This window comes from Enterobacter hormaechei subsp. hoffmannii, from assembly GCF_001729745.1.
GTDB classification, from domain to species: Bacteria; Pseudomonadota; Gammaproteobacteria; order Enterobacterales; family Enterobacteriaceae; genus Enterobacter; species Enterobacter intestinihominis.
On record NZ_CP017186.1, the window covers coordinates 2,814,801 to 2,829,344 of the forward strand.

General features: G+C 56.7%; 9 protein-coding genes and 1 tRNA gene. 6 read left to right on the forward strand and 4 right to left on the reverse strand.

Annotated features, from left to right (window positions below):
* Positions 1-18: 18 nt before the first annotated feature.
* Entirely contained in the window at positions 19-2,712 is a 2,694-nt protein-coding gene (locus BFV65_RS13275; protein WP_038416342.1) for a cation-transporting P-type ATPase, read from the reverse strand.
* A 47-nt stretch (positions 2,713-2,759) separates the two neighbouring features.
* Positions 2,760-3,191, reverse strand: coding sequence for a universal stress protein (locus BFV65_RS13280; protein ID WP_023300514.1), 432 nt, complete (start codon positions 3,189-3,191; stop codon positions 2,760-2,762).
* Between the two features lie 472 nt (positions 3,192-3,663).
* Here BFV65_RS13280 and BFV65_RS13285 point away from each other — a divergent pair, with 472 nt between their 5' ends.
* Genes BFV65_RS13285 through BFV65_RS13295 form a run of 3 tightly spaced genes read left to right on the forward strand, consistent with a single transcriptional unit; the run spans position 3,664 to position 8,773 of the window.
* Positions 3,664-4,749, forward strand: a complete 1,086-nt coding sequence (locus BFV65_RS13285) for an efflux RND transporter periplasmic adaptor subunit (protein WP_023300515.1) — start codon at positions 3,664-3,666, stop codon at positions 4,747-4,749.
* The gene (locus BFV65_RS13290; protein WP_069596742.1) at positions 4,749-7,811 is read left to right on the forward strand and encodes an efflux RND transporter permease subunit; all 3,063 of its coding nucleotides are present in this window, start codon (positions 4,749-4,751) and stop codon (positions 7,809-7,811) included. Before BFV65_RS13285 ends, BFV65_RS13290 begins: the two co-directional genes overlap by 1 nt.
* 38 nt (positions 7,812-7,849) lie before the next feature.
* The gene (locus BFV65_RS13295; protein WP_161956935.1) at positions 7,850-8,773 is read left to right on the forward strand and encodes an acyltransferase; all 924 of its coding nucleotides are present in this window, start codon (positions 7,850-7,852) and stop codon (positions 8,771-8,773) included.
* Here BFV65_RS13295 and pagP read toward each other — a convergent pair.
* The gene (gene pagP / locus BFV65_RS13300) at positions 8,770-9,345 is read right to left on the reverse strand and encodes a lipid IV(A) palmitoyltransferase PagP (RefSeq protein ID WP_023300518.1); all 576 of its coding nucleotides are present in this window, start codon (positions 9,343-9,345) and stop codon (positions 8,770-8,772) included. The two genes, BFV65_RS13295 and pagP, sit on opposite strands and share 4 nt — an antisense overlap.
* Positions 9,346-9,601: 256 nt before the next feature.
* Between pagP and shiA the strand changes: the two genes are divergently transcribed.
* From shiA to BFV65_RS13315, 3 genes are all read left to right on the forward strand, one after another.
* Positions 9,602-10,918 carry a shikimate transporter gene (gene shiA, locus BFV65_RS13305; RefSeq protein ID WP_063199184.1) on the forward strand — a complete coding sequence of 439 codons (1,317 nt, stop codon included), beginning with the start codon at positions 9,602-9,604 and terminating at the stop codon, positions 10,916-10,918.
* 76 nt (positions 10,919-10,994) lie between these two features.
* A complete protein-coding gene (locus BFV65_RS13310; protein ID WP_022648595.1) occupies positions 10,995-12,449 on the forward strand; it encodes an AMP nucleosidase in 1,455 nt (484 codons plus the stop codon).
* Between the two features lie 15 nt (positions 12,450-12,464).
* The gene (locus BFV65_RS13315; RefSeq protein WP_069596743.1) at positions 12,465-14,237 is read left to right on the forward strand and encodes an aminopeptidase P family protein; all 1,773 of its coding nucleotides are present in this window, start codon (positions 12,465-12,467) and stop codon (positions 14,235-14,237) included.
* 145 nt (positions 14,238-14,382) lie between these two features.
* On the opposite strand, the gene BFV65_RS13320 is transcribed toward BFV65_RS13315, so the two are convergent.
* Positions 14,383-14,458: transfer RNA gene (locus BFV65_RS13320), tRNA-Asn, on the reverse strand.
* Positions 14,459-14,544: the final 86 nt, after the last annotated feature.

Genomic DNA, 14,544 nt, shown 5'->3' on the forward strand with positions numbered 1-14,544 from the left:
CTTAGCCTACTCATTCAGTTAACCTTTCGTCGTGCGCCATCTCCGGGTAAGGACTTTTTCCGCTTCCACAATCATGAACATTGCGAACCCGATCAGGAAGGTAATGATCCAGTAGCGGAACGGCAGCGCTTCGGTACCGAACAACATCTGCATAAACGGCGCATAGACGATCAGAAGCTGAAGGGCCAGAAGTACGCCGCTCACGATCCATATGCCCTTGTTAGCCAGCAGACCTTTACTCAGGGAGAAGCCGTCGGTGACGCGGCAGTTGAGCATGTAAAACCACTGGGCAGTGACCAGCGTTTGCAGCAACACGGTGCGGATGAACTCCGCCGAGTAACCGCGCGGTTGCAGCCAGGCCTCCAGCACAAAGGCGCTGATGGCAATCATCAGGCCGACAAACACCACGCGCCAGATGGCGTAACCGTCCATCACGTGCAGGTTAGACTTACGCGGCGGCCGGTTCATGATGTCCTTCTCACCCGCTTCAAACGCCAGACCAAACGACAGCGTTGCCGAGGTTGCCATGTTCATCCACAGGATCAGTACCGGTGTTAACGGGATCAGGTTCCCCGCCAGCAGGGCAATAATGATCAGCAGGGCCTGGGCGATGTTGCTCGGGATAACGAACAGAATGGTCTTTTTCAGGTTGTCGTAGACCCGACGCCCTTCATGGACCGCCCGGGCAATGGTGGCAAAGTTATCATCCGTTAACACCATATCGGCGGCTTCTTTGGTGACTTCAGTACCTTTGATCCCCATCGCGATGCCGACATCCGCCCGCTTCAGCGCAGGCGCATCGTTCACGCCGTCCCCGGTCATCCCGACCACTTCCTGCTTACTTTGCAGCGCCTGCACCAGACGGAATTTATCTTCCGGGCTGGTTCGGGCAAAGATATCGTATTTTTGCGCCGCCTCGCTCAGCTGGTGGTCGTCCATCGCCTCCAGTTCGCGCCCGGTAATGGCGCTCGCCGCGTTGCCAATACCCAGCATCTGACCAATGCTCATCGCCGTTTGTGGATGATCCCCGGTAATCATTTTCACGCGAATGCCCGCCTGCAAGCAGTCGGCAATGGCCGAAATGGCTTCGGGGCGCGGGGGATCCATCATGCCCGCAATGCCGAGCAGTATGACCCCCTCTTGCAGATCCGCATGTGTCAGCTCGCGCTGCCCGCTGGCGGCCGGTTTCCAGGCCGCAGCCACCATGCGCAATCCCTCGCGCGCATACTCTTCAATCTTCTCTTCCCAATAGTGCAGGTTGAACGGCTCCAGCCCGTTTTGAGTCTGCTGGTGCTGGCAAAGACGAAAAAGGACGTCCGGCGCACCGGTGATTAACATCACCTCTTCGTCGCCCAGGCGATAAAGGGTGGACATGTATTTATATTGCGAATCGAATGGGATTTTACTGCGCAATTCGGCGTCAATTGGCGGAAGCGGGATTTTTGCCGCCAGCACCTTCAGCGCGCCTTCGGTGGGCCCGCCGGTGATTTTCCACAGCCCTTGCTCATCTTTGATCAACTGACTGTCATTACAGAGATCGACGGTGCGCAGATAGCGCTCCAGCACAGACCCCTGGGTCACGGTTACCGGTGTTGGATCGTCAACAGGGTGAATATTGCCCACCGGCTCGTAGCTGTCTCCCTCCACGCGGTAGGTGGTGTCCGCGGTAATCACCGCTTTTACCGTCATCTCATTCATGGTCAGGGTGCCGGTTTTATCCGAGCAGATCACCGTCATCGCCCCCAGCGTTTCCACGGTAGGCAGCTTGCGAATAATCGCCTTGCGACGCGCCATCGCCTGCACGCCCAGCGAGAGGATGATAGAGATAATGGCCGGTAAACCTTCCGGCACCGCCGCCACCGCAAGGCTAATCAGCGACAGCACCAGCTCTGAAACGGGCATATCGCGGAAGATAAGACTGAAAACGAACAGCGCCAGCATCATCACCAGAATGGTGATAAAAATGGTCTTGCCGAGCTTGTCCATTTGCACCATCAACGGGGTACGGTGTTTTTCAATGTCCGACATCATCTGGTTGATATGGCCGAGTTCGGTCTCCCCCCCGGTCGCCACCACCAGCCCTTTTCCCCCGCCGGAGCTGACGGTGGTGCCAGAATAAAGCAGGTTGTAACGGTCGCCTAACGGCAACTCCCCGTGGAGCGCATCGCTGCTTTTCTCCACTACCGTGGATTCGCCGGTAAGAATAGCTTCTTCCACCCGCAGGTTGTGCGCCTCTATTACGCGAAGGTCGGCAGGAATGCGATCCCCGGCGCGTATCACCACGATATCTCCCGGCACCAGCGCTGTCGTCGGGATAGTTTCATGGTTGCCCTGCCGGATGACCACAGCCTCGCTGGAGAGCATATTACGAATGCTTTGCAGCGATTTCTCCGCATTGCTCTCCTGAATATGTCCAATCAGGGCGTTGATGATGGCCACCCCAAGAATGACAAACATATCCACCCAGTGTCCCATTATCAGCTTCAGCAGCGCCGCCGCCAGAAGGACGTAAATAAGGACATCGTTGAAATGGGCCAGAAAGCGCAGCCAGCCAGGTTTACCCGGTTTTTGCGGTAAGGCATTTTCACCGTATTTTTCCAGTCTGGCGGTGGCTTCTGCACTGGTAAGTCCGTCCAGGCTGGATTGGATATTTGTCAGGGTTTCATCAACGGTCTGTTGATAATACGGATGGTGAGGCTTTTCTGTTATCATCGTTCCTTCCTCGGGTTCTTTTCAGAAATCACCTTGCTTTCATGTCATTAACGAATAACGAAAACAGGAACATGTGCATAACGAACGATACTCGCCGCCTCTGACCCTAATAAATGGGTTTGAATATTGGGATTGCGCGACCCCACAATAATCGCGCCGACGTTAAGTTCATCCGCCAGTTTGATTACCTCATCACGTATATTCCCGCTGCGAACATGTAGATGGACATTTGCTTCCGGCAGGCTGATTTTTTTTACCAGCGCGGCCAGTTTTTCTTTAGCATTATTAATCATATATTCATCCATCTTTCTCGCGTCTGCAATAAAACCGCGGGTCAGTTCCGCCGAGAACTTTGGCATAACGTACAGCAGATGGACATTACCCGATGCGCTTTGCGCCAGGAATTGGGCATGCTGTAGCGCTTTATCAGACAACGCTGTTTCGTATACATCCACCGGCACCAGAATCGTTTTATACATATCAAGCATCCTTTTTATAACCAACACAACAGTGAGTGAATCAGGAGAGATCGCATCAAACCCATGGGTACAGGCGTGAATGCCTTTTACGGAAAAAAGGAATGGATGCTATTAAACGTAGCACAGGAATATCAGGATGTTATTCAAAGGGGATACGCTATCGTATCGCTTGTTTCGCCTGAGTATGTCACGCCACTAATAATGGTTATTTAACATTTATTTATTCACCGACTATGCTCATAGTCAGACATGCAACACGTTCATTCTCATTATCCCGCGCCACCTTCAACCTCATGGAGGAATGCATGTACGGTTTAAGCCTGATTCGCCTTGGTTTGTTTATTGCGCTTGCCATTATCGCCAGCACAGCAATCGGTTTATTTACCTATGTGGTCGTCTCGGCCCTGGCGGAATAGTGCCACCCCAGCATTGATGACGAAATAAATAAAACAATTATTATCAGGGGAATACTGTGAAGCGCTACCTCTCTCTTCTGCCTGCTGTTTTATTGCTGCTGACGGCGTGCGACCCCAAACCCGACCGCGCCGCACCCCTGCCAAAAATGGTAAAAGTCACAGAGGTGGTCAAGGCCGGCAACGCGCAGCAGCGCGTATTTCCCGCGCGTATCGAATCCGGCGACGCCACCGATCTCGCGTTCAAACGTGCCGGGCAGATTGAGACTCTGGACATTCGCCAGGGTGCCGTTGTCAAACAGGGGCAACGGCTCGCCAGTCTTAACGATCGCGAAGCCCGGCAGCGTCTGAACGACAGGCAAACGGCGGCGACCCTGGCTCAGCGGCAATTCGACCGCTTCCAGACCCTGGCAGGACGCCAGGCCGTGTCGAAGGCCGAGATGGATGTCCAGCGCGCAAACCGCGATTCTGCAAACGCCGCGCTTCAGATTGCACGCGAAGAATTGAGTCAGATGACGCTCGTCGCCCCCTTTAGCGGGACAGCGGCCAGCGTACATGTGCGAAATCATCAGGTCGTCTCAGCAGGCCAGCCCGTCGTCACATTGACCCGTACCGATCTGCTGGACGTGGTGTTCAGCCTTCCAGAGAACCTGTTTAACACCTTCGATATTCGCAATGCGCAATACAAACCGGTAGTGAGGATCAACGCCCTGCCCGGTCGCGAGTTTACCGCTGTGTACAAAGAGCACTCAGGCAGTAGCGACAGCAACACATTGACCTGGCAGGTGATTTTAACCATGCCCCGCCCGGATGATTTTCCCGTCGTGGGCGGCGTCAGCGGAACGGTCACCATCAATTTAACCAACCTACCGGCGGGCGTGGGCAGTGAGGCGCTGGTGGTGCCGGTTGAAGCGGTCTTTAACCCGGATAACCGCCCGCGCAATGAGCCACACGTCTGGGTGGTGACGGGCGAAGGCGATACGTTGCACCTGGAAGATCGTAAGGTCAGCGTCGGGCAAGTCAGCGCTGAGGGGGTCGTCATCGTCGGTGGGCTTAAGGCGGGTGAACGCGTGGTGGCCGCAGGCGTTGGGGAGTTACATCCCAACCAGCCGGTACGTATCTGGACGCGTGAACGGGGACTGTAATGGATATCTCTCGTCAGTTTATCAGCAACCCGGTTCGCGTCTGGCTGACTATTCTGCTGCTGGGCGTAGGTGGCATTATTGCCCTGTTGAACATCGGCAGACTGGAAGATCCGGCGTTTACCATCAAAACGGCGGTGGTAATCACTCATTATCCGGGCGCGTCGGCGCAGCAGGTTGAGGAAGAGGTCACCCTGCCGCTGGAAAACGCGCTTCAGCAGTTACCTTACCTGGATAACGTCAGCTCCATCTCCTCCAGCGGCCTGTCGCAGATCACGGTCAATATAGCCTCGCGCTACCACTCAAATGCGCTGCCGCAAATCTGGGATGAACTGCGTCGCCGGGTGGGAGATGCCGCCCGACAGTTTCCACCGGGGGTAGTGACCCCGTTTGTGAATGACGATTTTGGCGATGTGTTCGGCTTTTTCTTTGCCATTTCCGGCGATGAATTCAGCAATCCGGAACTGGTCCGGTATGCCGAGCAGCTGCGCCGGGAGTTGGTCCTCGTGCCGGGCGTGGGCAAAGTGGCCATCGGCGGAGCCCTCACCCAGCAGATTAACGTGGACATTTCTCTGAGCAAAATGGCCGCGCGCGGGATTACGCTTAACCAGCTTTCTGCCCAGCTCAGCAGGCTGAACGTGGTTTCCAGCGCGGGAGAGATCCCCTCCGGTACTGAGTCAATTCGTCTGCATCCTACCGGTGAATTCGAAAGTATTGACGAGCTGGCCGATCTCATCGTGACCCCGCCCGGCGTTGGGGCGGCTACCCGCTTACGGGATATTGCCACCCTGTCACGCGGGCTGGATGCGTCCCCTGCCAGCATCTACCATGCCAACGGCAGAAAAGCCGTCACCATGGGCGTCTCCTTTATCCCCGGCGTTAACGTGATCGACGTGGGACATGCCCTGGAGGCGAAGCTTGAGCAGATGTCAGCCGAGAAACCGGCAGGTATCCACATCGACCTGTTTTACGATCAGGCGGCGGAGGTCGGGCATTCCGTCAACGGATTTATCATTAATTTCCTGATGGCGCTGGCGATTGTCGTCGGTGTGTTGCTGATCTTTATGGGCTTACGCAGCGGGCTCATTATCGCCTTTTCCCTCGCGCTCAACGTGCTGGGCACGCTGCTGATCATGTATCTCTGGGGCATAGAACTACAGCGTATTTCACTGGGGGCGCTGATCATCGCCCTCAGTATGCTGGTCGATAACGCCATCGTGGTTGTCGAAGGGGTACTGATAGCCCGGCAGCAGGGCTCGCCCCTGCTTAACGCCATTAACGCGATTATTCGCCGCTCTGCGCTGCCGCTGCTGGGTGCGACGGTCATCGCCATCCTGGCTTTTGCGCCCGTCGGGCTGTCACAGGATTCCACCGGCGAATACTGTAAGTCGCTGTTTCAGGTGCTGTTGATTTCGCTGATGCTGAGCTGGTTCTCAGCCCTCACCATTACGCCGGTGCTGATTAAATGGTGGCTGTTTAAACATGACGCTGCACCGCCAGACGCCGACGAAACGGATCCCTACGACAAACGCATCTATCGGATCTACCGGGGTTTGCTCAATGCACTGTTACGGCGTAAAGCGCCAACGCTGATGGTGATGGCCGCACTGCTGGCTGCCGCCATCTGGGGCTTTGGCTCGGTGCGGCAGAACTTCTTCCCCTCTTCCAGTACGCCAATTTTCTTTGTTGATCTCTGGCTCCCTTACGGGACCGACATTAACTGGACCGAGAAGATGACCGGCGATATCGAGAAAACCATTAACGGCCAGCCTGGTGTGGAAACTACGGTCTCGACGATTGGTCAGGGAAGTATGCGATTTATTTTGACCTACAGCGGACAGCGGCAGTACAGCAACTATGCACAAATCATGGTGAGAATGGACGACCAGCGTAACATCCCCGCCCTGACCCGCCACGTTGATGAGTACATCGCACGGAACTACCCGCAGGTTAACGCCAGCACGAAACGGGTGATGTTTGGCCCCTCCGGTGACAGCGCCATTGAAATACGTATTAAGGGCCCCGATCCGGACAGGCTGCGTCTGATCGCCAGCCAGGTAGACAACATTCTTACGCGCGATCCGGCGACGGACAGCGTCAGGAACGACTGGCAAAACCGCAGCAAAGTGATCCGCCCGCAGTACGTCACCGCGCTCGGACGTGAGCTTGGCGTGGATAAGCAAGACGTCGATAACGCCCTGGAGATGAATTTCTCCGGCAGCCGGGCGGGACTGTACAGAGAAGGAAGCGACCTGTTACCCGTGGTGGTGCGCCCGCCGGAAAGTGAGCGGCTGGACGCCAATCACCTGAATAACGTCCTGGTCTGGAGCCAGACCCGGCAGCAGTATATTCCGCTGAGCAACGTCGTCAGCGGCTTCGCGCTGGAGTGGGAAGATCCGCTGATCCTGCGTCGCGACCGCTCGCGCGTGCTGACCGTGCAGACCGACCCTGACCCGCTAAGCCAGCAAACGTCCGGCGATATTCTCGCCCGCGTGAAGCCGCAAATAGATGCCCTGCCTCTGCCTCACGGCTACAGCATTGAATGGGGCGGGGACGCGGAGAACTCCAGCGAAGCGCAGCAGGGGCTATTTACCACGCTGCCGCTCGGGTATCTGGTGATGTTTGTGATCACGGTGCTGATGTTCAGTTCGGTGAAAAACGCCGTCGCTATCTGGCTGACCGTGCCGCTGGCGCTGATCGGCGTTACGCCCGGTTTTTTACTTACCGGGATCCCCTTTGGCTTTATGGCACTGATTGGCCTGCTGAGCCTGAGCGGGATGCTGATCCGCAACGGCATTGTGCTGGTGGAAGAGATAGAGCAGCAGAAAGCGCAGCAGGATCAGCACAGTGCGATCGTTTACGCCGCCACGTCGCGCCTGCGTCCCATCCTGCTCACCGCCTTTACGACCGTGCTTGGCCTCGCCCCCCTGCTGCTGGATGTGTTCTTCCAGAGCATGGCCGTTGTGATTATGTTTGGGCTTGGGTTTGCTACAATCCTGACGCTGCTGGTACTCCCCGTAATTTACGCGTGTTTTCATCGTAAGGACGAAGCTGAACAACAATGAATGCGACAGGGCTGAACATCATCAAGACGCTGGGCTGTATGACGGCGGTCACCTTCTTCACCATCTACAACACCTGGGACCATTACGATTATGACTATCACTGGATACTCGGTTTTTTAACCTTCATTTCGACCATCGCCACGCCGTTGTTTTTTGTGGTTGCAGGGTATCTGGATGGGCAATCCCGACACGGCACGCGCTGGCAGCTGGATAAGATCAAAAGCCTGGTGATCGTCTTTCTGTTCTGGGTAACCATTTACTACCTGTGGGAGCCCTATCAGCGCGGATATCTGATCCAGCCTTGGTTCGTGTTCGCGTTTGTCGTGATTTACACTTTTCATCCGGCGGTGGAGTGGCTCAGCCAGCGGCGAACGCTGTTTTGCGGGGTGATTGCCACCCTGCTGCTTTTCTCATACGGGTACGATTTGCTGTCAGCCCTCTATCCTGATGTCCACGTGCTTTCATTGTCGCCGCAGTATCGCCTGTGGACGTGGCTGCTGTTTTATCTGACGGGGCAGCTCTTTTGCGATCCGCAGATTGCGGCGTGGATCGGCCGCAAAAATGTGGTCAGGGCAGCGGTGATTGCCATACCGTTTATCTATCTCTTCACGTGGTTTTACGAACGGCATTTCTTTTTTGCGCTATTTAAAGCGGACAGAAACGCCTTTATCCTCACCGGATCGCAAATCTACATCCTGATTATTGCCCTGGTGATTGCGGCCAACGGCGTACGTTTTCGCCGCAATGCGGAGTTTAAAGAGTCCGTGCTGGCCGCCATTAGCAAAACGATGACCGGGGTCTATATCATGCACTACTCGGTGTTTCACCTGCTGACGGCGCTCATTCCGGTAACGTCCCTGAGCACCAAACTTGCTCTGATTGTGCTCACCTTTGTTACGTCGGTCCTGTTTTCGCTGCTGATTCTGTCCAACGCAGTGGCCAAAAAAGTGATCACTCTTTAAAAGCCCAGGCGCAGCCAGGCAAACAGCACGTTGCCGTTGTTGTAGGTTCCGGGAATATAGGTGAACTGTACGGTGACGCGCTTATATCCGGCAGAAAAAAGCGGGAAGATAAACGGCAGCGGGACATAGTTAGCAAAGTCGTCGCGCGCGGTGATCCCCGCGGCGGCCCCCAGCCCCAGACGGAAATCTTTTGCGTTATCCAGATACCAGCCCTTTTCCCAGCCGTAGCCCATCGCGGGCTGCCACTCGTTATGTGAATCTTTAAACATCATGGCAAAGAGTGCGCTCCAGTTGCCCTCGTCGTTGTAGCGAGAAACGCCCAGTCCGCCGCCCCACGGCATTTCGTTGTAGTTATCCGTTTTCTCTTTGTCATACATAAAGCGGGCATGCCAGCTCAGAAACGGCAGGTAGAGATCGTAACGATCTGGCTGCTCCCAGGTCTGGGAAATATCGTCTGTTACCGCATCCCACCAGCGGTGGATGCGCTGTTCGCCGTAGACTTTTGGCTCCGCATGCAGCGGCGAAGCCACCAAAAATAGGACTACCCAGAGTGCAGGAAAGAGGCGTTGCATCGTTATTCCCTCAGCTTACGTCACACAGCGATCATTATTACTGTAAACCATTCAGCCCTAACCGGAGCCAAACAGGCTGATTTATATTGGGACCCGATAAGATGAAATTTATTGATTCTGCGCTTTCAGGAAAGATAAAAACGTTTTCTCAGGCCGTCTGTCGCGGTAGTCTCATACGTTCCGTCAATATGACGGCTGCAACGTGAGTGACCTTTTCTTATACCAATAATTAAAAATCAGTACAGACAGGACAACTATGGACTCCACCCTCATCTCCGCTCGCCGCAACGAGGAGACACCTTCGCTTAACCGCGCCCGCCGCGCCGCTTTAGGTAGCTTCGCAGGCGCCGTCGTCGACTGGTATGACTTTCTGCTCTACGGTATTACCGCTGCGCTGGTCTTTAACCGTGAATTCTTTCCTCAGATCAGCCCCGCCATGGGCACGCTTGCTGCGTTTGCCACCTTCGGCGTCGGTTTTCTGTTTCGTCCGTTGGGCGGGATAATTTTCGGCCACTTCGGCGATCGCCTTGGCCGTAAGCGCATGCTGATGCTCACCGTCTGGATGATGGGCATTGCCACCGCGCTGATCGGTATTTTGCCCTCCTTTGCATCGATTGGCTGGTGGGCCCCGGTGTTGCTGGTGACGCTGCGCGCCATTCAGGGCTTTGCCGTCGGCGGCGAATGGGGCGGCGCGGCACTGCTGTCCGTGGAAAGCGCGCCGAAGAACAAGAAAGCGTTCTACAGCAGCGGCGTGCAGGTAGGTTATGGCGTGGGTCTGCTGCTCTCCACGGGCCTGGTGTCGCTCATAAGCCAGCTCACGACAGACGAGCAGTTCCTGAGCTGGGGCTGGCGTATTCCGTTTATCTTCAGCATTGTGCTGGTCGTGGTGGCCCTGTGGATCCGTAACGGCATGGAAGAGTCGGCTGAGTTTGAGCAGCAGCAACGCGTAAAACCGGTCGCGAAAAAACGGCTGCCGGTGATGGAAGCGCTGGTGCAGCACCCTGGCGCTTTTCTGAAAATTATCGCCCTGCGCCTGTGCGAACTGCTGACGATGTATATCGTCACCGCCTTCGCCCTCAACTACTCCACGCAAAACCTCGGCCTGCCGCGGGAATTGTTCCTGAATATTGGCCTGGTGGTGGGCGGGATCAGCTGCCTGACCATCCCCTGCTTCGCCTGGCTGGCGGATCGCTTTGGCCGTCGACGGGTGTATATCACCGGGGCGCTCATCGGCACACTCAGCGCCTGGCCGTTCTTTATGGCGCTGGAGGCACAGTCGGTCTTCTGGATTGTCTTCTTCGCGATCATGCTCGCGAACATCGCTCACGATATGGTGGTCTGCGTGCAGCAGCCGATGTTTACCGAGCTGTTTGGCGCAAGCTACCGCTACAGCGGCGCGGGCGTGGGATATCAGGTGGCGAGCGTGGTCGGCGGCGGGTTTACGCCGTTTATCGCCGCCGCGCTGGTGACGTTCTCCGGCGGGAACTGGCATAGCGTGGCGATTTATCTGCTGGCAGGTTGCCTGCTTTCTGCTGCCACCGCCCTGTTGATGAAGGAAACCGCGCACAGCTGATCTCCTCACTTTTGTTTCACAGGCGTGTGACATACTATCGGTTATAGCCGCACACCTGTGGAACAAGGAGACAGACATGAATAATAAGGGCTCCAGCCTGACCCCGGCTCAGGCGCTGGAAAAACTCGACGCGCTGTATGAACAGTCCGTCAATGCACTGCGCAGCGCCATCAGTGACTATATCGAAACAGGGAAACTTCCCGATGAAAAGGCCAGAACCCAGGGCCTTTTTGTTTATCCATCGCTCTCTGTCACCTGGGACGGCAGCGCCAGCAGCAATCCGAAAACCCGCGCCTATGCGCGTTTCACCCACTCCGGCTGTTACAGCACGACCATCACGCGTCCTGCGCTGTTCCGCCCCTACCTGGAAGAGCAGCTTACCCTGCTGTATCAGGATTACGGCGCGCATATCAGCGTTGAACCGTCCCTGCACGAGATCCCTTACCCGTACGTGATAGACGGCTCAGCGCTGACGCTGGATCGCTCCATGAGCGCGGGACTGACCCGTCATTTCCCGACCACTGAGCTGTCGCAGATTGGCGATGAGACGGCGGACGGGATCTATCACCCGGCAGAGTTTTCACCGCTGTCGCACTTTGATGCCCGCCGTGTCGATTTTTCGCTGGCACGCCTGCGCCACTACACCGGCACCCCAGCCGAACATTTCCAGCCGTTCGTACTGTTTACCAACTACACCCGCTATGTAGACGAATTTGTCCGCTGGGGCTGTAGCCAGATCCTTGACCCGGACAGCCCTTACATCGCTCTCTCCTGCGCGGGCGGGATCTGGATCACTGCCGAAACCGAAGCACCGGAAGAGGCCATCTCCGACCTGGCATGGAAAAAGCACCAGATGCCCGCCTGGCACCTGGTCACCGCCGACGGTCAGGGCATTACGTTGATTAACATCGGCGTTGGCCCGTCGAATGCGAAAACCATCTGCGACCATCTGGCGGTACTGCGCCCGGACGTCTGGCTGATGATCGGCCACTGCGGCGGCCTGCGTGAAAGCCAGCTGATTGGTGATTATGTCCTCGCCCACGCTTATCTGCGTGACGACCATGTTCTTGACGCGGTTCTGCCGCCGGACATTCCTATCCCGAGTATCGCTGAAGTACAGCGCGCCCTGTACGACGCCACCAAAGAGGTGAGCGGCATGCCGGGTGAAGAGGTGAAGCAGCGCCTGCGTACCGGTACGGTCGTCACCACCGACGATCGTAACTGGGAGCTTCGCTATTCCGCCTCCGCCCTGCGTTTCAATCTCAGCCGTGCGGTCGCGATCGATATGGAAAGCGCCACCATTGCCGCGCAGGGCTACCGCTTCCGCGTCCCGTACGGCACGCTGCTGTGCGTGTCCGATAAACCGCTGCACGGCGAGATCAAACTGCCGGGTCAGGCGAACCGTTTCTACGAAGGGGCGATCTCAGAGCACCTTCAGATTGGTATTCGCGCCATCGATTTACTGCGTGCAGAGGGCGACAAACTGCATTCCCGTAAGCTGCGCACCTTCAATGAGCCACCGTTTAGGTGATACTAAGGACACAATATGCACACCACATCACCGCTTACGGCCCTGCGCCAGTGGCTACAGGACAATCAGCTCGACGGGATGATTGTGCCGCGCGCCGATGCCTGGCAGAGCGAATCTTGCGCACCGTATGATGCAAAGCTGGCCTGGCTGACGGGCTTTGACGGCTCGGCGGGGCTTGCGCTGGTACTGAAAGACAGAGCGCTGCTGTTTGTTGACGGACGCTATCAGGTTCAGGCCCGCGTACAGGTCAATCTCCACGAGGTGGAGATCCACCATCTGCACAACGAGCCGCTGGCCGAGTGGCTGGCGAAAAACGTTGCGGCCGGCACGCGCATCGGCTTTGATACGCTGCTGATGACCAATGCAGAGTTTACGCGGCTCTCGGCCACGCCGTGCGAACTGGTACCGCTCGCGCGCTCTCCGTTCGATACCCTCTGGGTTGACCGCCCTGCCGCCCCCGCAGGGCTTATCCGCGAGATGCCTGTAGACATCAGCGGCGAAAGCAGCGCCGCCAAACGCCAGCGCGCCGCCGCCGTGCTTGCAGAGCACCGCGCGGATTATCTGGCCGTTACCCTGCCGGACAATATCGCCTGGCTGCTGAACGTGCGGGGCTCAGATATCCCCTTTTGCCCGGTGCCTCTGTCGTTTGCCCTGCTGAGCCGCGAGGGTGCGGTGGAATGGTTTGTGGATGATAGCAAGCTGAATGCGCTGCCGGATGCCGTGCGGAACGCCTTCACGATTGCGCCCCAGGAGGCCTTTATCCCGCGCTGTAGGCAGCTTGCGCAGGGTAAGCGGGTCATGATCGATCCCGATTCCGCACCGGTGGCGTTACGCTTTGCGGTTGAACCTCAGGGGGAAATTATCTGGCAGACCGACCCGATCACCCTGATGAAAGCTACGAAAAACCCGGTGGAGCTGGCGGGCTATCGTGAATGCCATCACCAGGACGGTGCGGCATGGGTGAATTTCCTGGCCTGGCTGAGCCGGGAAGTTACTCAGCGAGCCGCGTCGGGAATGCCGCTGACCGAGCTTGACGTGCAGGCGAAACAGCTTGCGTTCCGCCTGCAACAGCCTGGCTTTGTCGAGCCGAGTTTCGCCACCATTTCCGCTTCCGCGAGTAACGCGGCGATGTGCCATTACCACTCAAGCGAGGCCAGCAACAAGCCCATCGGCCACGACCACTTTTACCTGAATGATTCCGGGGGGCAGTACCGCAACGGCACCACGGACGCGACGCGTACCCTGGCCTGGGGAAAGGTCGATCCACAGCAGCGTTTGCACTACACCGCTGTGCTTAAAGGCTTCCTGTCGCTGATTACCCTTCAGTTCCCGTCCGGCACTCAGGGGCACCAGCTGGATGCCTTTGCGCGCCGTCCGCTGTGGGAGTTGGGACTGGATTACGACCACGGCACCGGGCATGGCGTAGGGCATCAGCTTCTGATCCACGAGAACCCGCACCGTTTTGCGCAAAAGGTCAACCCGTGGCCGCTGGTGGCGGGCAATATTATGACCATTGAGCCGGGTTACTACCTGGGCGATAGCCACGGTATTCGCATTGAAAACCAGGTGGAGATTGTCGAAAGCCGTCCGGGATTTTGTAAGTTTGCCTCGCTGACGCTGATCCCAATCGATTTAAGCCAGGTGGAGCTGCATCTGTTGAGCGAGTCAGAAAAACAGTGGCTGGATGAGTACCACCAGCAGGTACGAGAGGCGCTTTCACCCCGGGTGGACAGCGATGCGCGGCCGTGGCTGGTGGAGGCAACGGCGCCAATACGTGTGAACCGGTAGTGCGACTTTTGCCGGGTGGTGGCTTCGCCTTACCCGGCCTACGATTCGATGTTTTTGTAGGTCGGGTAAGGCGAAGCCACCACCCGACAATTTTACTGAACGCAGCAAAGCAAAAAGCCTGCTTTAAAAGCAGGCTTTTCAAATTTGGCTCCTCTGACTGGACTCGAACCAGTGACATACGGATTAACAGTCCGCCGTTCTACCGACTGAACTACAGAGGAATCGTGTGAACGGGGCGCATATTATCGATGCGCCCTGAGGATGTCAAAGGGTGAATGCAGATTTTCAATCGTTTGCCGATTTATTC